We start from the raw sequence: 22,118 nt of genomic DNA on the forward strand, positions 1-22,118 counted from the left end.
AAGACAGTATGCGTATTCTCTCTACCCTGACCGGCAACAGCCAGAAACTGGACGGTGGTGCCATGTTTGGCAATGCGCCCAAAGCCCTGTGGAGCCGCTGGATGGAAGCCGATGAACAGAACCGTATTCGTTTAGGCTGCCGTGCCCTGCTGGTACAAGAAGCGAACCGCAATATTCTGGTTGAAACCGGTATCGGTGCATTCTTCTCCCCTGACCTGAAAGCCCGCTTTGGTGTTCAGGAAAATCACCACGTGTTACTGGAAAGCCTGGCGGCCCATGGCCTGAGCCATGAAGATATCGATATCGTGATACTTACCCACCTCCATTTTGACCATGCCGGCGGACTGCTTTCCGCCTGGCAATCGGACTCACCCAGTGAGCTGCTGTTCCCTAATGCCCAGTTCATCACCGGTGCCCGACAATGGACCCGAGCACTGGAGCCACATTCACGTGACAGAGCCTCTTACCTGAGCGATATCATGGAGCCACTCGCACTAAGCGAACGGGTTATTCTGGTCAACGACGATGGCTACGTGCCGGAACTGGGGCCTGACTGGCGCTTCCATTTCAGTGATGGCCATACCCCGGGGCAAATCCTGCCGGAGATCATGATGCCTGACGGCCCTGTCGTCTTCACCGGCGATCTCATTCCCGGCGCGCCATGGGTCCATTTACCTATTACGATGGGGTACGACCGTTTCCCGGAAGGGTTGATTGAAGAAAAAGAAGCCCTGTTGAGCGATTTGCTCTCCCGTAATGGCCGCATCGTCCTGACTCACGATCCGGATGTTGCCATGGGGCGAGTAGTTAAAGATGAAAAAGGGAAATTCACGCTGAGTGAAGCGGTGGCGGAAGTCAATGACCTGACTGCGTAGCCAAAACCACGTCAACAAAGCCCTGGACCATCTGCGTCCAAGGCTTTGGCGTTATAAACTTAAAAACATCCATAAAAACCAATAAATAGGTACCATCAGTGGTTTCACATAGAACGCCAGTCATCAAACCGACGAAGGCAGACACGGCAATCACAACAGCCACACAGCAATCTCGAGAGCGCTAAAAAATGAAAAGCCGCACCATTGCAGTGCGGCTTGGATTAAGAATTACTCTCTATCTCTATTCTGTTGTGCCTCATGTACCCGAACAACAGCACATCAAGGACGTTGATAATAACAACTTGAGGCTTCGCCACTCATTACGTTGAGTATGCCGGGTCCGATGCAGTCAATTCTTTAAATCGGACAATTGCGTCTTTGGCGAAGAAGTATAAACGTTTTGTTTTGTCACTTTCCAAATTGTCATCCAGGTTTGGTTTTTCATGCCTCTCCCGGTAAGGTTGATTCACATCAACCCGCTTCCTGTCGCCCTGAGCCTCTCCAGAACACAGCCCATACATCCGCAGGCTTGAATCGAACAGCTCAATGACAGGTCACAAATTAAATATGGTACGAAATTCTATTTTTGGCAAACTGAGTTTCGATCCTCGCTGCTCAAATTGTGATCCCATCGTGTAATTCACCGGCCATCAAGTGCCGATTTTCGTTAAATAACTGTGTAAAATATCGTTTTCTTTGTTCCTTATTTGTCAAAGGCGCATTAATTACAATGACGGCACTTGCCACGACATTACTACGCGTTCCTACCGCACAAGCGGCACTGGCTCTGGCTACGACCGGAACAGGGCTGGCATGGGCGTTGTTTTTTCCGGCTCAGGCCAGCTGGATCCGCGGTCTCTTTGCGTTAGCCGGCGCAGGGCTGCTGCTGCCGGTTATTCTGAAGTACCTGCTCAACCGGGATCGGTTCATTCAGGATCTGCGTCATCCGCTATACGGCAGCCTTATGGCTCCTATCTCAATGTCGTTGATGGTTCTGGCCGATTATTTGGCTACCATTCATATCGAATGTGCGCGGTTACTCTGGTATCCCGCACTTACGCTCCATTTTTCTATGATGGTGTTTTTCTTTTTCAACCAGTTAAGAAAATTCCGTCTGACCCATCTCTATCCAAGCTGGTTCCTTTACCCGGTGGGCGCTATCAGCGGAACGCTGGCCGGTCCACTACTGGGCCACCACCAGTTCGCACTGACCATGACCAACCTGTGCATCACCATTTACTTTCTGATGCTGCCGGTCGTGCTTTATCGCCTGTGTTTTGCCGGACGAATGCCCCGCCCTGCCCGACCTACGCTGGCTATCATGGCTGCGCCGGTTAACCTGTCACTCACGGCATACCTGCTGAACGTCAAGCATCCTGATCCGGTGCTGACCGGAGCTCTGGCAGGTGTTGGGATTACCATGACGATTCTGGTTTATTTGTGCTATTTCGATTTGCTGCGCCAGCGTTTTCAGCCATCTCTGGCTGCTCTCACCTTCCCCTCGGTGATCAGTGCAGTGGCCCTGGAACGTCTGACCCAGTGGCTAAGCCAGGATTTTCCACACTGGGCCTGGCTTGAAAACCTGGGCATTTTTGAAATCATGGTGGCGACCGGACTGGTGTTCTGGGTCGGCTGGAATTACATCGGTATGTACTGGCCGCACGCCGCACTAAGCAAAATTATGCAATCAAATCAAAGCAGTTAGTCTCAATAAAGGGTTTTCGATAGAAAGCCCTTTTTTATATGTGGCCTTATACTTAGGGAGAAAGTGCCGGACCAGGCGGCACGAAACACAATCGATAATAAACCTGGCTTACCTGTGAAACGCTGTGGAGGTAGAGAATGAAATACCTGATGTTACTTGTGGCAGCCTTCGTTCTGGCAGCTTGTTCCGGACAGTCTTACGATACCGAGCTGGCAAAGGAAAGCCGATGGAAAGCGCTGGGCATTAAGGACGGTGAAAACGGGCGCCTGGTCAGAACCAAAGATGAACTCAATCAGCTAACCCCGCTGAAAGAAGACGCGTATGAACTCTATCAGCTGGGATACAGGGAAGGGATTGAAGACTACTGCCTGCCTTACAAAACTTATAAACAAGGGAAAAAAGGAGCGCAGTATACCGGCCAGTGCCTGAATACGTCTCATGAGCGCCTGGCCATTGAAGGATGGGAAGCCGGCTACAAGGAGTATGTGGCTGATCAGGACAATCAATGGCTGAACAGGGATTAAGGAACGTTGTTATCCCGCTAACCTCTTGGCCTGCGATCCAAAGTCATCGGATAGACCCCAATAGAAAATAGCGACCCAATAAATGAATTTCAGGCCGGGCATAGCTTCTATAAAGGGGCATCATCGAGTAATGAAGCCCCTTTATCCTCTCTTGGATGTATTGTCATGTTGGTACTGCCATGCGGCCTGCAGATGAATCTGGCTTATTCAGCTTGATCTATTCAGTCTGAGTCTGCTTTTCTGAGCACCGGTTCCAATTAAAAAACCACTCACTCCTTCATAATAATGCCGAAACAAGCTGCTACTGAGCCAGTAGATAACCAGCTGGTTCTACAGACTCGTCGGCTCAATTAACAAGGAGTGAAACATGGCAAAATTACTACAGGTCGATTTTGAATTTAATGGCCCTTTTGGTGAAGAAATGGCGAGGGCACTGACCGAACTGGCAGAATCGATCAATCAGGAACCGGGTATAATCTGGAAAATCTGGACAGAAAACCAGGCCGAGAAACGCGCAGGCGGTGTCTACCTGTTTGAGGATGAAGAAAGCGCTAAAGCGTATCTGGACATGCACTCAGCTCGACTGACACAAATGGGCATTCGGGATATCCGGGGCTACATTTTTGATGTCAATCAGCCGCTGACCGCGGTTAACCAAGGCCCTGTGGCATAGAGTAATGTCGCGTAACGTCCTGTGGCGTAATGTTCCACAGCGAAAAGCTCCGTAGCGTAAAGCCCTGTGACATCAATATTGGCCACGCCGGTTTTTGTGGACAATATTTTCCATGACAAGGCTTGCAACTTCAGCCTCGTCGAGATTTTCAGGACTCATCCAACGCTGGTAACCAGGAGGTTGGTATCACGTCACCCACCCGGAATACGACAGCCTTTTCTGGTACAAAAATTTACGGATACATGAAAAAACGGCCCTGAGCTTGCGCTCAGGGCCGTTTCCCGTTCCGTAAAAATCCTGTGTTCCAAGCAGGATAGTCTGGGTGCCCCCAGTATCAGGCCAACACCATCTTTCAATGCTATTGAGCCTTATACCACCTCCCTGAGAGGGAAGTAGTGAAAATGCTTTCGATTTGAATGTCTCAAATCTGGAGCCAATTTATCACATAATTTTATTAATGCAAAAATTATTTTAATCATTAACTGATTTTTTGAATTTCACCTTACCATGTGAGAATAGGTAACTGGGGCGGGATACATAGCTAAACCATCGCATGCCCCATCCTCGCCCCAGAAAACAGATGAAAATTCATACAAAAACCCGTAATAATGATCAAAAAACACCATCCTTGCCAGACAGTCGGCAATACGTATAGTCGTGCAGCAAAACAAGACTTACAGAAAAAGTTGAATGGTGCCTTGATAAACCATCACCTCAAACCAATAAACAAGGCAACCTACTGCTGCCACACTCAACTACAAACACAAAAAATCAATTATTTTTTAGTTTATTGGATGGTATTCAACAATTTTGACTCTCACATCCCTCAGAACCCCAGTAACAAAGGTTTCCAAGCCACAGGATACACTTCACGCTTTGCTTGCCAGAGATGACCTCTGCACTTGTCGGCCACCGACCACCAGCAACGCGCCCAGCAGGAACATACTCAGGCTATACACCACAATCGGCAATGACATTTCACTGGAACCCAGTAACGTCAGTGTAACCATCAACGCCAGAGTGCTGTTTTTCACTCCCAACTCAACCCCTAAAGCCAGCGAGTCCGATGTCGGGAGTCTGGCCAGCCTTCCGGATATAACCCCGGCACAGACACCTAACCCGTTGAGAAGAAGCGCCGCCGGGCCAGCCTGAACCAACAGCGCCGGTAATTGTGCGCCAATATTCAGAACAATATTGATCACCAGCAAAAACAGGGTCAGTGCGCCTAACTTATTGACCCAGCTTTCAGCCCGTAGCGCCCAAGCAGACCAGTGGTAACGAATCGCCATACCGATCATGACAGGCAGCAGCACCACCCCAGCCATCATGGCGACCGTTTTACCGACCGGTAAAGTGAAGGTCATCGCCGTGCCACTGAACAGCTCCAGGGCATAGCCGGTCACTACCGGCAGTGACAGAATCGTCAGCAGACTGGCGGAAACGGTCAGTAAGATTGACAGTGCCACATTACCGCGAGCCAGCAAAACAAACAGGTTTGACGTTGTTCCTCCCGGACAGGCCGCAATGACGACCAGCCCGACAGCCATCGCCGGGGATAAATTCAACCCCCAGGCCAGCCCGAATGCCAGGATAGGCATAATCACGATCTGGGCGAATGTTCCGATGACCAGACCTCGTGGTTGCAGGGCAATCCGGCGGAAGTCAGCACTGGTGAGTGTCATGCCGATACCGGTCATGATAATAAACAGCGATACCGGTAATCCGATGGATATAAGTGGGGTTGATTCCATTCTGAGCCTCCTTGCTTCAATAATCACACATCGATGCTTTCAGCAAAGCAGCCTCAGGGGCTGGTTCACTGAACTATTCCAGTTTTCGTACGTAGTGGTCCATCACTTCAGGGTTCAGCACGGTGACCCGACCGTATTCCAGTTTCAGTAAGCCTGCCTGTTCAAACTGCTTCAGCACTTTATGCACGCCCTGCCGGGTCATCCCCATCATGTTGGCAATATGTTCACGGGTCACCCGCACACTGAATGGCAGATCGCCCAGAGACTGGCCGCGCTGATATTCCGCCAACAACAACAATCGACGGCCAATACGCGCCTCCATACCTCGGAGCGCATCATCTTCAATCACCGAGATCGCCGACCATAAACGCCGACTCAGCAGATCCAGTGCGACGGCGTAATTTTCAGGGTATTTGCTTAACAACTGGCGGAACTTATCACCCAGCAATTCAATCAGGGTGACGTTACTGTGTGCCGTTGCTCCGTAGACTCTTGCCATACCCGGCGAAAACACGTTATCGCCAAACCAGGTGCCAGCCTCAAAAATCATCAACGTGGCTTCCTGTCCGGTTGCGCTGACAGAATTAATCCGTACCGCACCTTCAGCAATCACCGATAACGCAGAATGCCGATCACCTTTGTCATAAATCAGCGCTTTCTCTTCAAAATGCCGCACTTTTGCGATGGCAACGGCTTCAGCAATCCCTTGCTCCGGCAATCCGGACAGTATCGGACACTCTTGTAACACCTTGTTAACATCTATCATGGACTCAGCCTACGTCATAATTACTCAGTACAATGTCAATGATTTAACATTTTGCCGGGCTTTTCTGTGCTCTCATTAAACAAATCGTTAACAAAAGGAAAAAGATGATGGCACTTTATGATTCCCCAAAAGCCGCTTTTACCGACATGGCGAACGGCACGGCTGAAGACTGGCAAATTATTGCGAAAGAATTTGGCGAGTTCGCCGCCGAGTTACCGGACAGAATCATGACTCACCTGAATTTACTGAGTGGCGATTTCGGCGGGTTTCCGGTTGATCGACTGACTCACTGTCTGCAAACCGCCACGTTCGCCTATCGCGACGGTAAGGATGAAGAATACGTGGTGTGTGCGCTGCTTCATGATATCGGCGATACACTGGGCTCATACAACCATGCCGACGTGGCAGCGGTTCTGATCGAACCATTTGTCAGTGAAGAAAATCACTGGATGATTAAGCATCACGCCATTTTCCAGGGGTACTACTTCTTCCATTACCTGAATATGGACAGGCATATGCGAGATGCTTATCAGGATCATCCCTATTTTGAACGCACCCTGGAGTTTGTGACCAAATACGACTCCCCGGCCTTCGACCCGAAAGGTGACACCCTGCCTCTTACCTTTTTTGAACCTATGATTCGTAAGGTGTTTGCCAAACCGGTGCGCTCGCTCTATAAGCCGGCGCAGGAAAAAATGCATCGGGCTACGGTGGACGCCGTTCAGAACTAAGCCTTACCTAGCCCACCAGCAAGTGACAGTACAATCAGACTTAGTGGACAGTGCCCATTTGGGGCTACACCACATCGTATAAAACATCATATGGAACATCGCCCACAGGAGGTGAGTATGAGCAATTCGTTGAAACATCAGGTCTCTGAAGAAGAATGGAAACTACGGGTCGAACTGGCCGCCTGTTACCGTCTGGTCGCCCTGTTCGGCTGGACCGATTTGGTATTCACCCATATCAGTGCCCGCATTCCAGGGCCAGAGCACCACTTTTTGATCAATCCGTATGGGTTGATGTTTGATGAAATCACCGCCTCCAACCTCATCAAAGTGGATCAGCAGTGCCGCAAGCTCAGCGACAGTCCTCATCCGGTCAATCCAGCCGGGTTTACCATCCACAGCTGTATTCACGATGCCCGCCACGACGTTGGTTGTGTGCTGCATACCCACACTAAAGCCGGCGTCGCCGTGAGTGCTCAGAAAGACGGCATTTTGCCGATCAGCCAGCAGTCTACCTTTGTTTTGTCGTCACTGGCCTACCATGACTATGAAGGAGTCGCCGTTCGGGAAGATGAAAAACCGCGCCTGCAACGTGACCTGGGAGATGCCACTTTCTTTATGCTGCGCAACCACGGTTTATTGACGGTGGGCAACACCATCGCCGATGCCTTCCTGGCGATGTATGCCTTCGAAACCACCTGTCAGATACAGCTGGCCGCCCAGTCCGGCGGAAACGAACTCATTCATATTGAGCCGACAGTCGTCAGCTCCATTACCGAAGCCCTGAAAGTACAGGGGCTCGACGGTGAATTCATCTGGCCGGCACTGATGCGTAAACTGGATCGCCTGGATCCGAGTTATAAAGAATGAATAGATTTATACTAGGGAGCTCACACTAACTCTCTAGCATCTGAAAAAGGTTAGATAGAAAACGAACGCTATCTAGCCTTTGAACCTTCACCATTCTTCATATAACATTCCTCGTTTTCCTGTCCATCTATTCTGTGACTCACTCATCACCACAAATTAAATCACTTTTCCATACACCACAAAATGCATACAATGTTTTTATTGAATTAAAAAACGATTCGCTAAGTTTTGAAATGGGAATTAAAACATGCTTAACAAGCAATTTTTCAGATACCTCCATTTATTAAATGAAAAGTATACAAAAAAACCAGATTATAATCTATTTAGAGTCCTTCGCTCTGAATCAGATGAAGTCAGATTACATTCGAAATTTATTTCTGACCTCCTAGACCCTCTTGGAGACCACAATTTTAAAGAAAAATTCATTAAACAATTTTTAAAACAGTTTTCAGATTATATTGATTTTGATTTCAATGAAAACATAATGGTTGATAGAGAATATCAAAACATTGATATATTGATTAGAAATGGTAAAACAGCCATTGTCATTGAAAATAAAATTTACGCTACAGATCAAGAAAAACAACTTTCAAACTACTACAAAAAGATGGTAGATGAAGGTTATCAAGATATTAAGTTGATTTATTTAACACTCACAGGCTACAGCCCAGAAGAACAAAGTATTGAGGAACTTCCTCATAAAGTGAAAGATAATGATTTAATTTTAGCAAGTTATGAAAGTGATATTTATAGCTGGATTTCAAAATGTATAGAAATATCAGCACGAAATGCACCACTAAGAGAAGCTTGCATTCAATATTTAGATATCATTAATAAACTTACTAACAAGGTTGAGGATCAAGATCACATGGATGATTTAAAGGAACTATTACTCATTGACAACAATCTTTCAAGTCTACCTGTATTGTTTGATGCTTACAATGAAGTAATCACTGACTTACAATTAGATTTATGGAATAAGATTGCTCTAGGTATTGAAGAGGAGTTTGGTGAAATTCATTCAGACTCTGTTACAAAGCACGACAACCCACGCGAACAAGTAAAAAAGTATGTTGAAAATAAAAGAAATTCAAAATACCTATCTATTAGTTCAGAAATAACTGGGTATGACAATATATATCTACATGTAGAGCAAGAAAACCATATTTACTTTGGTGTTTATTGCGATAAAGGAAATAAATCTCAAGAATATATTGATATAGAAAACAAAACAAAATACTTTAAAAATGCATATCGTTGGGGTTCAATGCCAATTGGATTATACGCGGAACCACAAATTAACTTCAAAAATTTAACACCTGAAGACCTAAAGTATTTATCAAAAGAAAAAAATCGCCAGATTTTCGCTGATAATATCGTTAACATGCTTAAAGATATTGCCACTACTTTGTCTAAGTAAACTAATTTAAAACAAAAAAGCCTCCACCAGTCTTCGGTTGAGGCTTTTTTAATCGATACACAGTCTTTCTTGCTTCAATTATTATGAAGCAATATTTTGCACCATCGGCTTACTTTGCGACTTTACGAAGTAAATGCAGCCAGCCAGTACCAGCAGAGGAACAACAGGGTCAAACCAGCTACCGTGAGTGCCAAACAGCAGGTTCAGAATCATCACCAGCGCACCGCCAATTGCCCAGGCAATTGTCGTTGGAACCGTCCAGATCACCAGTTGCTTACGTACTTCGGTTACGCCCATCAGACGGTTCACGATGTGGAACAAGCTGTCATTGAAGTAACCGGCAAACAGGCTGCCCATGGTTGCCGCAGAGGCAGCAAACAGCATGTTGATTCCTTCCATTTCAGCCAGTACAGGTGCAGAAATGGATGCCGCAGTAATCATAGAAACCGTACCGCTGCCCTGAATAACACGAACCAGAGTGGCGATAATAAACGGAATCATGATAGGTGAAATTGACAGCGCAGCAATCTGGTTGGCAATTTCAGCCCCGGCACCTGACTCACGCAGCACACTCCCCAGCGCACCACCGGCACCGGTCACCAGCAGGATAATCCCTGAAGTTGAGATCCCTTCTTCCAGCTTGTGTGTCGTCGTTGCTTTGTCCAGGTACGGTGTCAGGGTGTAAACCGCCAGTAGTGTACTGATTGACAGAGCAATTACCGGGTGACCCAGGAAGTTAATGGTCGCGCCCAAGGCACTGACCGACAGCCCTTCCATACCCAGCTGTTTTTCAGCCAGAGACATCAGCGATTTCACCAGAATCAGCAGAATCGGTACCACAATCGGCATAATAGACTTGGTCAATGACGGCAGGGTTTTCGACGCCTTCGACGCCATGTAGTCGTCATGAACTTTCTTCAGATCACCGGATTCGTGTGCCAGCGTTGGTGGTGCCATGTACTCAGGGAAGTGGTTCTCCAGCCAGCGAGCGTACATAACGATGCCGTAGATACATGGCAGAGCAATCAACAGACCCAGACCCAGCATAGAGGCGATATCAACCCCGAAAATGCTGGCCACACCCAGCGGTCCCGGTGTCGGCGGAATACAGTGGTGCGCCACGACCAGACCACCGGCCAGTGCCACCGTCAGCGTCAGAATAGAACGCTGTGACGTTTTCGCCAGCGACTTAGCAATCGGGTACAGAATAATGAGTGCGCTGTCGACAAACACAGGGATACTGACAATGTAACCGGTAATGGCCAGCGCCATTTCCTCACGCTTTTTCCCCAGCCACTTGATGAAATGGTAGGCGATAGATTCGCCGGCGCCGGACGTTTCCAGAATGGCGCCCATCATAACCCCAAGGCCGATGACAATCCCGATACCGCCCAGTGTGCCGCCAAAGCCTTTGCTGATTGCGGCCATGGTATCGTCAACACTCAGGCCGCCAATCAAACCGGCGATACAAGCTGCCGCCAACATGGCAATCAGGACGTGGACACGGGTACGCAGAACCAGAAAAATCAGAACAAATACAGCAATAATCAAACCGATAACTGAAATAGGTAACATTACACCGCCTCCTCTTCCGAGACCGGATACTGACTCAGGTACGCAGCCAACACCGATTGAAAATCACGATCGGCCTTAAAGCCCAGCGCCCGTTCTTTTTCATTGTTGAACGCTTGCGGCCAGCTCGCCACAATGCGTTCAATCGCCGGATCCGGCTCATTGCTGACCAGCTCGACCCGCGCAGGATTGACGGCTTCGGCCATCGCCGCCAGCATAGTGGCCGGGGTAACCTGAATCCCTGGCAGGTTAAAGGTACGGAAGCCCTGAATGGCATCCGCCGATAACTGGCTGGCGTGAATAATGTTGTCAATCACCGTTTCAGGACTGGAGATCCACAGCGGCAGATCCTGTGCAACCGGGCAGTTGGAACGCTCGCCTTTAAGCGGCTCGCGGATGATCCCGCTGACAAACGAGGACGCGGCTTTGTTTGGCGTGCCCGGACGGATACAGATAGTCGGCAGGCGCACGGTGATGGCATCGACCAGACCGCGACGGCCGTAGTCGTTTACCAGCAGCTCACACATGGCTTTCTGGGTGCCATAGGAGGAACTTGGCTGAGTGGCCGTCATCGGTTCAATCACCGCCGGTAGCTCGCCACCGAAGACCGCCAGCGAACTGGAGAACACAAAGCGGATGGCCGGATTGACCTGACGGCATTTTTCCAGCAACAGTTGAGTAGCGACCAGATTAACCTTAACCCCCAGGTCGAAATCTTCTTCCGCGTGGCTCGACACAATGGCCGCAAGGTGGAAAACATGGGTGGTTTCCTGGTCGACAATCATGTCGACATCAGCCGCATTGGTGATATCTGCAACCACAGAAGAAATGCGCGCGTCAGTGATCGCCGTTTCCGGTAGTGGCACCCGATCCACCACTTTCAGTGAGGCAATATCAGGGTAGCGGTTAAGTAGGGTACGGGTCAGCATGGCGCCTAAAAACCCGGCGCCACCAGTAATTACGATGTTCATAGGATTGTCCTTGTCGTGATATCTAATTTGTACTTCCTGTTACAGGTACGGTGTTACCCAGTTCAGGCCTTCTTTTGTGCCTGTTTTCGGGTTGTATTCGCAGCCAATCCAGCCGCTGTAGCCCGCCTGATCCAGCGCGGCAAAAATATGGGGGTAATTCACTTCGCCCTCTGACGGTTCATGACGAGCCGGTACAGAAGCAATTTGGACGTGACCAATGGTCTGCGCCAGATCCCCGAGCATGGTCGTCAGATCACCGTCCATGATCTGGGCGTGATACACGTCAAACTGCAGTTTCACGTTCGGGCGATCTATACGCTCGATAATCTTCGCCGCATCCCGCTGATGGGCAATGAAATAGTTCGGTACGTCCCGGCTATTTAACGGCTCAATCAGCAGCGTAATGCCATGCTGCGCGAACTGGTCGGCGGCGTAGCGAATATTGGCGACAAACGTTTCTAGGTGCTGCTCGTCGCTGTAGCGAGGATCAATGATCCCGGCCATGGCATGCACTTTCGGGCACCCTAACACCCTGGCGTAATGCAGTGCGGTGTCCACACTGTCACGAAATTCTGCTTCACGCCCCGGCAAAGCGGCCATGCCTCGTTCACCGCTGTCCCAGTTGCCCGGCGGCATGTTAAACAACGCTTGTTCCAGCTGATTTTCCTGTAACAGTGCAGCCAATTCATCGGCTTCGAATGCGTACGGAAACAGAAATTCCACCGCCTTAAACCCAGCCTCACGGGCCAGCGCAAAGCGCTCCAGAAACGGCTGCTCGGTGAACAGCATGGTAAGATTTGCAGCAAAACGGGCCATTATTTCCCTCTCCCTTTCAGGTCAATTACTTCACCGTCAGTCAGATAACGGATTGCCTTGCCGTCAAGCATCAGCGCCAGCTTGGCGGTTTCTTCCAATTCCTCGGCGTTATCCACGGCGTCACACAAATCCGTGCCGGTTACCACCGGGCCATGATTGGCCAGCAGAAACGCCCGGTAATCCGCCGCGCGGTTTGCCAGCTCAGTGGCAATCTGTGGGTCGCCCGGACGCAGGTACGGGATCACCGGCAGTTGTCCAACCCGCATCACGTAGTACGGTGTAAAAGGACGAATCGCATTGTCCGGATCCAGACCTTCCAGACACGACAACGCGGTCAGATAAGTTGAGTGCAAGTGGACGATGGCATTGCACGCCGGGTTATTACGATAAATCGCCAGATGGAACGCGACTTCTTTCGACGGCTTGTCACCGGAGAGATGCTGACCGTCGATGTCTACCACCGACAATCTCTCAGCGTCCAGACGACCAAACGACGAACCCGTTGGTGTTGCCAGAAAGTGACCGTCAGGCAGTTTCAGCGAGAGGTTTCCCGCGCCGCCAGTGGCATAACCCCGTTCAAACATGGAACGCGCCAGGCTCACCATCTGCTCTCTTAATTGTTGCTCAGTCATGGATATACCCTTGTGCTGTCGTAAAGAACTGTTCGTCACCAAAGTTGCCGGATTTCAACGCCAGCGAAAGTGGCTGGTCGATGGCTTTAACCCACGGTACACCCGGTGCAATTTGCGGTCCGATGTGGAAACCTTTTACCTTCAGGCTTTGCGTCACCACGCCGGAGGTTTCACCACCTGCGACAATAAAGTTGGTCACGCCGTGCTGTTGCAAACGCTGAACCAGCTGATGGAAAAACTGTTCAACCGCCTGACTGGATGCCTGCGCACCAAATTCCGCCTGAATTGCATGGAGCATTTCCGGCTCAGCGGTGGCGTACACCATCGGCACCAGCTTGCCGCCCAGATGAGAGGCCACCCAGTCAAACACAACGTCAACATAGTTGGATTCACTCAGGCACCGTTTCACATCCAGCGCAAAGTGCGGTGCTTGCGGCTGGTAGGCCGCTACTTGACGGTTCGTCATGACCGAGCAGGAGCCGGATAAAATCACGGTGTGGCCAGAAACCGGCTGGCCAGCTTGCATCGCGTCAGACTGATCGGACAGGGACTCAGACCAGTTTTGCGCAATCCCGGCAGCCAGTCCGGAGCCGCCGGTGATCAGTGTCAGATGGCGGCAAGCCTCACCAATCGCAGCCAGATGTTGATCGTTAAGCGTGTCGACCACGGCATAGCGACAGCCCTGCTGTTTGAGTTCCGCAAAACGCGCCGCGACATTGTCAGCCCCCAGCTCAATTTCCCGGTAGCTCACCAGACCGGTTTTTCCGGTTGCCTGGGCATCCATCAGGCGCATCAGGTTGGCATCTTTCATTGGCGTAACCGGATGATTTCGCATCCCAGATTCACTGAGCAGATCGCCCTGCACAAACAGATGCCCCTGGTACACGGTACGGCCGTTGACCGGCAATGATGGACAGATAATGGTAAAAGCCTCGTCCAGCGCGTCCAGCAGCGCATCTGTCACCGGACCGATGTTGCCTTCCGGTGTACTGTCGAACGTCGAGCAATATTTAAAATAGAATTGCTGGCAACCCTTAGCCTGTAACCACTTCAGCGCGCTGACCGACTGCGCCACAGCCTCATCGACTGGGCAAGAGCGGCTTTTCAGGCTGATCACAACCGCATCCGCTTCTACTGGCACGGCTTCCTGCGGGACGCCGTTTAGCTGAATGGTTTTCATCCCGTTGGCGACCAGAAACCCAGCGATATCCGTCGCACCGGTGAAGTCATCGGCGATAACACCTAATAACATCGTCCTTACTCCTTGTTCGGCAGCGTAATGCCCGGGAAAATTTTGATGACGGCACTGTCATCTTCTTTCCCATAACCGGCATTGCTGGCAGTGGTAAACATGTTGAGAGCCGTACTGGCCAGAGGCAGCGGGAAGTGGAGTGATTTGGCAGTGTCGGCCACCAGCCCCAGATCCTTCACAAAAATATCCACCATGGATTTCGGGCTGTAATCACCGTCCACCACATGCTTCATTCGGTTTTCAAACATCCATGAATTGCCGGCAGCATGGGTTACTACGTCGTACATCAAATCCAACGGGATATTGGCGCGCGCCGCCATTGCCATGGCTTCCGCTCCCGCTGCAATGTGAACGCCGGCCAGCAGTTGGTGAATGATCTTTACCGTAGACCCCATGCCGATCTCTTCCCCAACGGTATAGACCTGACTGGCTACCGCCGATAGCACCGGCTCCAACTGGGCAAAGACAGCTTGCGAACCAGACGCCATAACGGTCAGCTCACCCGCCGCCGCTTTAACAGCGCCGCCGGAAATTGGCGCATCCAGCATCGGCAATGAGTAAGTCGCCAGATCAGCCGCAATCGCTTTGGCATCTTCCGCAGAAATCGTGGCGCACACCATCACCGGGGTCTGAGGCTTTAATGCCGCAACCAGGCCAGAATCAAAAAGGACGGTACGCACTTGTTGGGCATTGACCACCAGCACGACAACCGCATCCAGTTCCTGAGCAAAAGCAACAGCACTGGTTGAAGTCGCTTTGGCACCACAAGACGCCAACTCTTCTAACGCGGCGGGATTCACATCAACGCCATACACGTCAAAGTCGGCACGCAGGCAGGATTTCGCCACCCCCATGCCCATCGAACCGAGTCCAATCACCGCGACCGATTGCATTTTGCTCATCGAACTACCCTCATTGGTTGTTATATTTTGTGAATTAATGTTCATGTTTGTGATTCTAGCTGCTAATCGAAACATTACTGCAATACTCATCACAAAAATTAACATTGAGTGATTTGTTATTTGTGAATGTGTGTGAAAAAAAGAACGACACGAATGTTAAAAAATGCAATAACAATAGGTTACTGACACCATCACACTTTCACTTAACAAATATTCACATCACTGCGTGATATCGTGTTATGATTTTTTCGGGTTTGATAAATAAAGATGAGTGAGAAATATGATTCCTGCCGAGCGTCAACGAGCCATTTTGGCGTTATTGAGTAACCAGCAAGTCATCAGTATCAATGAGCTGACCCAGCAGCTGGATGTGTCACACATGACCATCCGCCGTGATATTGCCAAACTGGAAGCTGACGGCCGGGTCATGTCGGTATCCGGCGGGGTCCAGCTGACCGAGTCCATCCATCTTGAATTGCCGCATGACGATAAGATCACTCAGCAGCGGGAAGAGAAGGTAAAGATTGGTTTGCACGCTGCAGAGTTGATTCGCCCGCACTCCACCATCTATTTAGATGCCGGAACCACCACCCTTGAAATCGCTCATCAGCTGACTCAGCGAGCAGATTTAACCATCATCACCAATGACTTTGCGATTGCGGCGTACCTGATGGCGAATTCGGAATGTGTGCTTTACCACACGGGCGGAAAAGTCGACCGGCACAATCAGTCCTGCGTCGGCGAAAAGGCGGCAAACCTGCTGCGTGAGATGAATATTGATCAGGCGTTTGTGTCCACGTCATCCTGGAACCTGCGAGGGATCTCTACCCCAAGCGAAGATAAAGTACTGGTCAAAAAGGCTATTGTCGCGGCAGCACAGAATAACTATCTGGTTACCGACTCGTCGAAGTATGGTCGGGTAGCGACCTTCCATGCTGTCGATATCAGCGGCTTCGACAAAGTAATCACCGACAAATTCTTCCCGCAAAGCTGTATCCAGGACTTTGCCGAGCGAGGCGTGGAAGTTATTACGGTTTAGGCAAAAGTACGGTATAGGCGCTGTACGGCGAGATAGATAGCATAAGCTTCCCGGCGCAGGGCTTGCCATTCTCTTTGGCAGCTCTGCGATACATCCCCCCACCCAATACATCTCTTATCTTTTCATTTCACGCTCACCCGGCAGGCTTCTCCTCTCTTTTCCCCTTAGGCGGACCATATGTTGGGCTGATGTTAACACCCCTTCTTTCACCGACCTTTCTATCAATACTGCAAAACTGAGCTGTCCTTTTCTCATAATGACCTTCTTTACTAGAAGATGCTAAAAATTTCAGCAGACGCAGCATTTTCACCAAGCAAAAATCAAAACCGCAGCATTGTAAACATTATGAGACTTCAAATTATTCACAAAATAACGAACATTTAACTACATCAAGAAATAAAAACGGTATTAACGATTAACATTTGTTAAAAATTCAAAGTACCATTCTTTAAAATTTCGTATAGACTATGTCAAAAATAACTATTCACCAAAACGTAGAATACGTGAATGGGTGCCTGAAAAACGTAAGATCGAGTTGGTCGAAAACACTGCAGCATTGCAGTCAAGATGTCTTCATTCATAAACCGCGTCAGTTGGCTCAACCTGATAGCACAAAAATTAAAGAATAAGACAAACAGCAAACAGACCAACCAGTATTTCATGAAATTTCAGGACACTACTTCATGGATATATTCCCCATCAAACGGGAAATCGTCAGGTGAACACGGATGTCAGCCGTCGGAAAGTGAACCTTTTTCCCTCCTTTCCCATCGCCCACCCGTGAATTTTTATCCAGTAACAATACATAAAAGCTAGACATGAAAATCATAAGGCGTTCCTGTAAACGCTTGAGTGTAGTCAGTCGCACAAGGAAAGAACATGGGTAGAGCAGCCACCGCCACTATTAATTTAGATGCATTTCGTCACAACTATCGTCTGGCAAAATCAGTCGCACCAGAACAAAAAGCTATTGCGATTGTTAAAGCCGACGCTTATGGCCACGGTGCAGTGAAACTGGCCTTCGCGCTGGAAAACGAGGCCGATGCGTTTGGGGTCGCCTGTATCGAAGAAGCCATTGAACTGCGTGAAGCCGGCATCAAACAACCTATTCTGCTGCTGGAGGGTTTCTTCACAGAAGACGAACTACCCGTCATCAGCGACAACAACTTCTGGTGTGCCGTTCACAGCCTGGAGCAAATCGACATCATTGCTCGCAGTCAACTGAACCAGCCTGTGAATTTCTGGCTGAAAATGGACAGCGGCATGCACCGTCTGGGCGTCAGCCCACAGGACTACCGTCTGGCCTACGATAAATTACGCAGCCTGCCGCAGGTGAACGAGATTGTCCTGATGAGCCATTTTGCTGACGCCGATGCTTTCGGCAGTGCAATCACCGCCCAGCAAATCAGTTGTTTTGAAGAGATCTCCCGTGACATTGACGCGCCGGTCAGTATTGCCAACAGTGCCGCGACCATGGAGCATACCTCCACCCGCCGTGAATTCCAGCGTCCGGGTCTGATGTTGTACGGATCAAGCCCATTTGAAGCTGCTCAGCCAATGGCCGAACAACTGCAACCTGTAATGACACTGACTTCGGAAGTGATTGCGGTGCGCGAACTGGGGCCGGGTGATGGTGTGGGTTATGGACACCGATTCGTGTGTGATGGCCCGACTAAAGTCGGCACCGTGGCGATTGGTTATGCCGATGGCTATCCGCGCCATGCCAAAGACGGCACGCCGGTTCTGGTCAACGGCCAGCGTACCCGCATCATTGGCCGTGTCTCAATGGACATGCTGACGGTAGACCTGACCCATATCGACGATGCTCGCGTGGGCGCGAAAGTCGAGCTGTGGGGTGACAACCTGCTGGCTGCCGAAGTCGCTCCTTACTGCGATACCGTGCCTTACACCCTGTTCACCGGCATCACCCGCCGTGTTCACAAAAAGTATATCGGCTAAACCGACTCTGTTATTGCCATAAAAAAACCGCCAGCATTGCTGGCGGTTTTTTTGTTGTAACTTTAACTGTTGTGGCCTTCACGACGCACTTAGGCGTGCAGCAGCGCCATCGCTTCTTTCGCGATCACCCACTCTTCATTCGTCGGGATAACCATCGCAACTGGCGTGTTTGGCTTGCTGATAATACCGCGGTTGCCGAAACGCGCTGCAGCGTTCGCTTCTTCGTCTTCGCGGTAACCGAAGATCTTCAGATTAGCCAGGATCTGGCTTCGTACAGGCAGCGAGTTCTCACCAATACCGGCAGTGAAGATAATGGCATCCAGCTCGTCCAGAGCAACCATGTATGAGCCGATATATTTAGCAACACGGTAACAGAAAATTTCAAACGCCAGAGTTGCCCCTTCGTGGCCGTTTTCCATCGCCTCAACAATACCGCGGCAGTCACTGGTCAGGCCGGAAACACCCAACAGACCTGAGTTCTTGTTCAGCTCATTGAAGACTTCTTCCTGGCTCCAGCCTTTTTTCAGCAGGAACTCAATGATGCTTGGGTCAAGGTCACCACAGCGGGTACCCATCATCAGACCAGCCAGCGGGGTGAAACCCATACTGGTGTCAACGCTTTGACCGCCTTTCACCGCACACACAGATGCGCCGTTACCCAGGTGAACAGAAATGAAGTTGCTGTTTTCAACTAACTTGTTCAGCATTTTCGCCGCTTCACGGCTGACAAAGTAGTGGCTGGTACCGTGGAAACCGTAACGACGGATGCCGTATTCTTTGTACAGTTTCTGAGAGATAGCACCGGTGTAAGCTTTCGCAGGCATTGTCTGGTGGAAAGCAGTGTCGAACACAGCGTACTGTGACAGCGTCGGGAACGCTTTAATCGCTGCGCGCATACCAATCACGTGGGCAGGGTTGTGCAGTGGCGCCAGATCACTCAGGTTTTCGATTTCCTGCAGCACAGCCTCATCGATTTTAACTGTCTTAGTGAATTTTTCGCCGCCGTGAACCACACGGTGGCCAATCGCAACGATATCTTGCTTCATGCCCAGCTCTTCCAGCAGGGTCACAATTCGGTCAACGGCCAACTGGTGGTGATTACCTGTATCAGCCAGTTTGTATTCCTGTTTCTCGCCGTTGATCTTCCAGCTGACGTTCGCTTCAGGAAGGCCAAAACATTCGCCCAGACCGCTCAGTGTCGCTTCACCACTTACCGTGTCGATAAGGGCAAACTTCAGTGAGGAACTGCCAGAATTGATTACAAGTACTAGAGAGTTGCTCATGGTTATCTCATCAGATTATTGTGGGCTCAAGGACAACGCGTGCCCCATGACACATCTGTCATACAGACCGGCTGAGGAGAACGTGTGGAGCAGCATTCTCTCAGCATTATATCTTTTGATTACATTATTCAATTTTTTTTGAATAACTCAACTTTTGTTTCCGAAAAAGCAAAATAAATTGAAAAATCGCTGGTTCAGATCAAAATAACCGCAACGAAAACGTTTACTTTTGATGATTTATTCATCAGGTGCGATCTGTGTCACTCAAGTTTTTTTAGTATCGTTCAACAATATCAATAGTACAAAACTGCTTCTGGGACCTCACACGCATATTCCGGCCAGCGCGTTGAACACTTTAAGATGATGAGGACTTTACACAACGGGCTCATTTTGACCGGTGATCACACAGCACAATGGCCACTCTGTCGGTTACCCCACCAGGCTCAATGGCGCTTTCTGAAACCACTGGGTCAGAAAGTTCATCAGGCAACGGATCCGGGGGTTCACATGGACATCGTGATGGCAGACCAGCCACCACTGAGCATCAGGAATGGGGGCGCCAGGCAGCACCGGCACCAGCTCAGGATAGCGGGCCGCGACACTGGCAAACATGACCGTGATCCCCGCTTTCGCCCGGGCCAGTTCCAGTTGCATTTTGTAACTGTCAGTCCGGTAGCTAAAGTGAGATTTATTCACCGTTCCGCCAACCCGCGCGGCGGCTTGCGAATACACCTCCAGCCTGTCGTAACCGATCAAGCGGTAATGGCCGGTATGCATATCATGCAAGCTGTCTGGCACACCATGCTGGCGCAGGTAGTCACGATGGGCATAAAAACCGATTGGTGCCTGACGCAATAAACTGACCACCATATCTGGCTGGGACGGTTTCTCTCGGGCAATCCAGATATCCGCTTCCCGTTTGTTGAGATTCACACCACGATTTTCCACCAGAATTTCAACCTCAATACCCGGGTATTCCCGCCCGAAAGCTTCAAGTGCCTTCGGCAGAAAGTAAAACCCCGCCACCTCACCGGCCGCCAGCCTGACAGGCCCCTGATGGTTATCAATGCAGGTATTCACCTGCCGCAAAAAGCCTTTGACGCCCAACTCTGCTGCCCGGGCTGATTCCAATAACCCCTCACCTGCCGTCGTAAGGGATAAACCGTTTGACGAGCGGTCAAAGAGGTTAAACCCCATTTTTTCTTCCAGAGCAACAATTTGTCGGCTGACGGTGGGCTGTGACATCCCCAGCACTTGCGCCGCGGCCGACATGCTGCCTTCTTCCACAACGGCCAGAAAAATCCGGATGCTATCCCATTCAATGCTATGCATTATCAAATACCCACTATGCCGATTTATCTATGTACTATACCCACAAAAAGTCCTTAACTTGTTGAGATTGTCTTTGATATGAATCGCAAGGTGGAAGGTAACTATGAAGAAAGCGTTAGTACTCGGCGCAGAACAGCAGATGGGCAACCTACTCTGCCAGGCGCTGAACAAACACCACTGGGACGTGGTCGCCGCCATCTCCGATCATACCCAGCCGGTTTTTCTGTCTGACAACCTGATGATTGCGGAAATGGCCCCGGATGATCATGCGCTGATGGAGCAACTGGTCAGCGAATCGGAAACCGTATTCTTGCATCTCCCGGATCCATGCGCTGGCCCGCTATGCAGTTTCTCTCTCGATACGCTGATCGAACTTGTGGCCCGTTATCAACGCCATCTGGTACTGACCACCAACCACTACGACATTCATCATTCCATGGGCAACTGGCTGTGGCAGCGCAAGGCTCCCCTTCCCCTGCATCTGCCTGCCTCTCTAACAGCCCGGATCCAGCAGGCGGTCGCAACCGGTGCCAGTGTCTCTGTGGTGTGTTTTGGCTACAGCCTGGATGATCAGTTCCAACGTAGCTTTCTCGGAATGCTGATCAAGGAAACCAGCCAGAAACTGATCCTGCAATCCCCCAGCCCTTATGAGCTTTGCCATTACTGGACATTTCTGCCTGATCTGGCCGAAAACCTTGTCCATCGCCTGACTGAACAACCGTGCCAACCCACAGGACTCGATGTGTTTTTCTACCGGGGATATAAAGCCAACATGCAGGACATTGCCCGCTGTCTTGCACTGTCGAGCGGCAAGCCCGTCAGTGTGATGCCGCTGCATTGGCCGCTGTTCGGACTCCTTGCTCTCTTCTCCCCCTTATTTCGGGGATTCACGAAAATGCGGCGCTTCTGGCAGCAAGGCGGGCAGCTGGCCATCACAGGGAAGTTGCGGGGACATCCGGCGATGACACACACGCCGCTGGAACTGGCCATGCAACACTGCTGGAACAAAAGGCGGCGCCCGGCGTGAGGCCACCTCATATTGACTTCA

20 protein-coding genes are annotated in these 22,118 nt (G+C 50.2%); 10 read left to right on the forward strand and 10 right to left on the reverse strand.

Annotation, left to right across the window (positions count from 1 at the left end; all coding sequences use genetic code 11):
- Window positions 1–8 precede the first annotated feature (8 nt).
- From FH974_RS24780 to FH974_RS24795, 4 genes are all read left to right on the forward strand, one after another.
- Window positions 9–875: an MBL fold metallo-hydrolase gene (locus tag FH974_RS24780; protein ID WP_047885016.1), complete on the forward strand. Its 867-nt coding sequence runs from the start codon at window positions 9–11 to the stop codon at window positions 873–875.
- A 730-nt stretch (window positions 876–1,605) separates the two neighbouring features.
- The gene (locus FH974_RS24785; RefSeq protein ID WP_207103922.1) at window positions 1,606–2,580 is read left to right on the forward strand and encodes a TDT family transporter; all 975 of its coding nucleotides are present in this window, start codon (window positions 1,606–1,608) and stop codon (window positions 2,578–2,580) included.
- A 137-nt stretch (window positions 2,581–2,717) separates the two neighbouring features.
- Window positions 2,718–3,104, forward strand: coding sequence for a DUF2799 domain-containing protein (locus FH974_RS24790; RefSeq protein WP_053061803.1), 387 nt, complete (start codon window positions 2,718–2,720; stop codon window positions 3,102–3,104).
- Between the two features lie 367 nt (window positions 3,105–3,471).
- Window positions 3,472–3,777: a monooxygenase gene (locus FH974_RS24795; protein ID WP_047885013.1), complete on the forward strand. Its 306-nt coding sequence runs from the start codon at window positions 3,472–3,474 to the stop codon at window positions 3,775–3,777.
- Window positions 3,778–4,646: 869 nt separating this feature from the next.
- Here the strand turns inward: FH974_RS24795 and FH974_RS24800 are convergent.
- Both FH974_RS24800 and FH974_RS24805 read right to left on the reverse strand, forming a co-directional pair.
- Window positions 4,647–5,528 (reverse strand): bile acid:sodium symporter family protein, encoded by an 882-nt coding sequence (locus FH974_RS24800; RefSeq protein WP_047885012.1) that lies wholly within the window; start codon window positions 5,526–5,528, stop codon window positions 4,647–4,649.
- A gap of 73 nt (window positions 5,529–5,601) precedes the next feature.
- Entirely contained in the window at window positions 5,602–6,294 is a 693-nt protein-coding gene (locus FH974_RS24805) for a Crp/Fnr family transcriptional regulator (RefSeq protein WP_047885011.1), read from the reverse strand.
- A 104-nt stretch (window positions 6,295–6,398) separates the two neighbouring features.
- On the opposite strand from FH974_RS24805, the gene FH974_RS24810 reads away from it, so the two are divergent.
- The 3 genes from FH974_RS24810 to FH974_RS24820 all read left to right on the forward strand — a co-directional run bounded on the left by FH974_RS24810 (window position 6,399) and on the right by FH974_RS24820 (window position 9,312).
- Window positions 6,399–7,025 carry an HD domain-containing protein gene (locus FH974_RS24810; protein WP_242551932.1) on the forward strand — a complete coding sequence of 209 codons (627 nt, stop codon included), beginning with the start codon at window positions 6,399–6,401 and terminating at the stop codon, window positions 7,023–7,025.
- 117 nt (window positions 7,026–7,142) lie between these two features.
- Complete coding sequence (locus FH974_RS24815) at window positions 7,143–7,892, forward strand: class II aldolase/adducin family protein (protein WP_047885009.1); 750 nt, start codon at window positions 7,143–7,145, stop codon at window positions 7,890–7,892.
- Window positions 7,893–8,139: 247 nt separating this feature from the next.
- Window positions 8,140–9,312 (forward strand): PDDEXK-like family protein, encoded by a 1,173-nt coding sequence (locus tag FH974_RS24820; RefSeq protein WP_047885008.1) that lies wholly within the window; start codon window positions 8,140–8,142, stop codon window positions 9,310–9,312.
- Window positions 9,313–9,393: 81 nt separating this feature from the next.
- Here the strand turns inward: FH974_RS24820 and FH974_RS24825 are convergent, their stop codons facing one another.
- From FH974_RS24825 to ltnD, 6 genes are read right to left on the reverse strand one after another with little or no spacing between them, the layout of a single operon-like run.
- Entirely contained in the window at window positions 9,394–10,887 is a 1,494-nt protein-coding gene (locus FH974_RS24825) for a GntP family permease (protein ID WP_047885007.1), read from the reverse strand.
- Window positions 10,887–11,855, reverse strand: a complete 969-nt coding sequence (denD, locus tag FH974_RS24830) for a D-erythronate dehydrogenase (RefSeq protein ID WP_047885006.1) — start codon at window positions 11,853–11,855, stop codon at window positions 10,887–10,889. Before denD ends, FH974_RS24825 begins: the two co-directional genes overlap by 1 nt.
- Window positions 11,856–11,894: 39 nt before the next feature.
- Window positions 11,895–12,671: a 2-oxo-tetronate isomerase gene (gene otnI / locus FH974_RS24835; protein WP_047885005.1), complete on the reverse strand. Its 777-nt coding sequence runs from the start codon at window positions 12,669–12,671 to the stop codon at window positions 11,895–11,897.
- Complete coding sequence (gene otnC, locus FH974_RS24840; RefSeq protein ID WP_047885004.1) at window positions 12,671–13,303, reverse strand: 3-oxo-tetronate 4-phosphate decarboxylase; 633 nt, start codon at window positions 13,301–13,303, stop codon at window positions 12,671–12,673. The genes otnI and otnC overlap by 1 nt, the downstream gene beginning before the upstream one ends.
- Window positions 13,296–14,555, reverse strand: a complete 1,260-nt coding sequence (gene otnK, locus FH974_RS24845; RefSeq protein WP_207103923.1) for a 3-oxo-tetronate kinase — start codon at window positions 14,553–14,555, stop codon at window positions 13,296–13,298. Before otnK ends, otnC begins: the two co-directional genes overlap by 8 nt.
- 5 nt (window positions 14,556–14,560) lie before the next feature.
- The gene (gene ltnD / locus FH974_RS24850) at window positions 14,561–15,562 is read right to left on the reverse strand and encodes an L-threonate dehydrogenase (RefSeq protein ID WP_340643636.1); all 1,002 of its coding nucleotides are present in this window, start codon (window positions 15,560–15,562) and stop codon (window positions 14,561–14,563) included.
- 175 nt (window positions 15,563–15,737) lie between these two features.
- Here ltnD and FH974_RS24855 point away from each other — a divergent pair, with 175 nt between their 5' ends.
- Entirely contained in the window at window positions 15,738–16,496 is a 759-nt protein-coding gene (locus tag FH974_RS24855; RefSeq protein WP_047885001.1) for a DeoR/GlpR family DNA-binding transcription regulator, read from the forward strand.
- A gap of 879 nt (window positions 16,497–17,375) precedes the next feature.
- The gene (alr, locus tag FH974_RS24860) at window positions 17,376–18,455 is read left to right on the forward strand and encodes an alanine racemase (RefSeq protein WP_047885000.1); all 1,080 of its coding nucleotides are present in this window, start codon (window positions 17,376–17,378) and stop codon (window positions 18,453–18,455) included.
- An 89-nt stretch (window positions 18,456–18,544) separates the two neighbouring features.
- Here the strand turns inward: alr and FH974_RS24865 are convergent, their stop codons facing one another.
- Both FH974_RS24865 and FH974_RS24870 read right to left on the reverse strand, forming a co-directional pair.
- Window positions 18,545–19,738, reverse strand: a complete 1,194-nt coding sequence (locus FH974_RS24865; protein ID WP_047884999.1) for an acetate/propionate family kinase — start codon at window positions 19,736–19,738, stop codon at window positions 18,545–18,547.
- 429 nt (window positions 19,739–20,167) lie between these two features.
- Window positions 20,168–21,070, reverse strand: a complete 903-nt coding sequence (locus FH974_RS24870) for a LysR family transcriptional regulator (RefSeq protein ID WP_047884998.1) — start codon at window positions 21,068–21,070, stop codon at window positions 20,168–20,170.
- 103 nt (window positions 21,071–21,173) lie between these two features.
- Here FH974_RS24870 and FH974_RS24875 point away from each other — a divergent pair, with 103 nt between their 5' ends.
- Window positions 21,174–22,097 (forward strand): Rossmann-fold NAD(P)-binding domain-containing protein, encoded by a 924-nt coding sequence (locus FH974_RS24875; RefSeq protein ID WP_047884997.1) that lies wholly within the window; start codon window positions 21,174–21,176, stop codon window positions 22,095–22,097.
- The last annotated feature ends 21 nt before the right edge of the window (window positions 22,098–22,118 follow it).

Source organism: Photobacterium ganghwense (assembly GCF_017329545.1).
GTDB classification, from domain to species: Bacteria; Pseudomonadota; Gammaproteobacteria; order Enterobacterales; family Vibrionaceae; genus Photobacterium; species Photobacterium ganghwense.

Excerpts from the sequence above, each read along its gene's own strand:
- FH974_RS24780 (WP_047885016.1), top strand. The coding sequence starts at position 9 with ATGCGTATTCTCTCTACCCTGACCGGCAACAGCCAGAAACTGGACGGT.
- FH974_RS24785 (WP_207103922.1), top strand. The coding sequence starts at position 1,606 with ATGACGGCACTTGCCACGACATTACTACGCGTTCCTACCGCACAAGCG.
- FH974_RS24790 (WP_053061803.1), top strand. The coding sequence starts at position 2,718 with ATGAAATACCTGATGTTACTTGTGGCAGCCTTCGTTCTGGCAGCTTGT.
- FH974_RS24795 (WP_047885013.1), top strand. The coding sequence starts at position 3,472 with ATGGCAAAATTACTACAGGTCGATTTTGAATTTAATGGCCCTTTTGGT.
- FH974_RS24800 (WP_047885012.1), bottom strand. The coding sequence starts at position 5,528 with ATGGAATCAACCCCACTTATATCCATCGGATTACCGGTATCGCTGTTT.
- FH974_RS24805 (WP_047885011.1), bottom strand. The coding sequence starts at position 6,294 with ATGATAGATGTTAACAAGGTGTTACAAGAGTGTCCGATACTGTCCGGA.
- FH974_RS24810 (WP_242551932.1), top strand. The coding sequence starts at position 6,399 with ATGATGGCACTTTATGATTCCCCAAAAGCCGCTTTTACCGACATGGCG.
- FH974_RS24815 (WP_047885009.1), top strand. The coding sequence starts at position 7,143 with ATGAGCAATTCGTTGAAACATCAGGTCTCTGAAGAAGAATGGAAACTA.
- FH974_RS24820 (WP_047885008.1), top strand. The coding sequence starts at position 8,140 with ATGCTTAACAAGCAATTTTTCAGATACCTCCATTTATTAAATGAAAAG.
- FH974_RS24825 (WP_047885007.1), bottom strand. The coding sequence starts at position 10,887 with ATGTTACCTATTTCAGTTATCGGTTTGATTATTGCTGTATTTGTTCTG.
- denD (WP_047885006.1), bottom strand. The coding sequence starts at position 11,855 with ATGAACATCGTAATTACTGGTGGCGCCGGGTTTTTAGGCGCCATGCTG.
- otnI (WP_047885005.1), bottom strand. The coding sequence starts at position 12,671 with ATGGCCCGTTTTGCTGCAAATCTTACCATGCTGTTCACCGAGCAGCCG.
- otnC (WP_047885004.1), bottom strand. The coding sequence starts at position 13,303 with ATGACTGAGCAACAATTAAGAGAGCAGATGGTGAGCCTGGCGCGTTCC.
- otnK (WP_207103923.1), bottom strand. The coding sequence starts at position 14,555 with ATGTTATTAGGTGTTATCGCCGATGACTTCACCGGTGCGACGGATATC.
- ltnD (WP_340643636.1), bottom strand. The coding sequence starts at position 15,562 with ATGTTAATTTTTGTGATGAGTATTGCAGTAATGTTTCGATTAGCAGCT.
- FH974_RS24855 (WP_047885001.1), top strand. The coding sequence starts at position 15,738 with ATGATTCCTGCCGAGCGTCAACGAGCCATTTTGGCGTTATTGAGTAAC.
- alr (WP_047885000.1), top strand. The coding sequence starts at position 17,376 with ATGGGTAGAGCAGCCACCGCCACTATTAATTTAGATGCATTTCGTCAC.
- FH974_RS24865 (WP_047884999.1), bottom strand. The coding sequence starts at position 19,738 with ATGAGCAACTCTCTAGTACTTGTAATCAATTCTGGCAGTTCCTCACTG.
- FH974_RS24870 (WP_047884998.1), bottom strand. The coding sequence starts at position 21,070 with ATGCATAGCATTGAATGGGATAGCATCCGGATTTTTCTGGCCGTTGTG.
- FH974_RS24875 (WP_047884997.1), top strand. The coding sequence starts at position 21,174 with ATGAAGAAAGCGTTAGTACTCGGCGCAGAACAGCAGATGGGCAACCTA.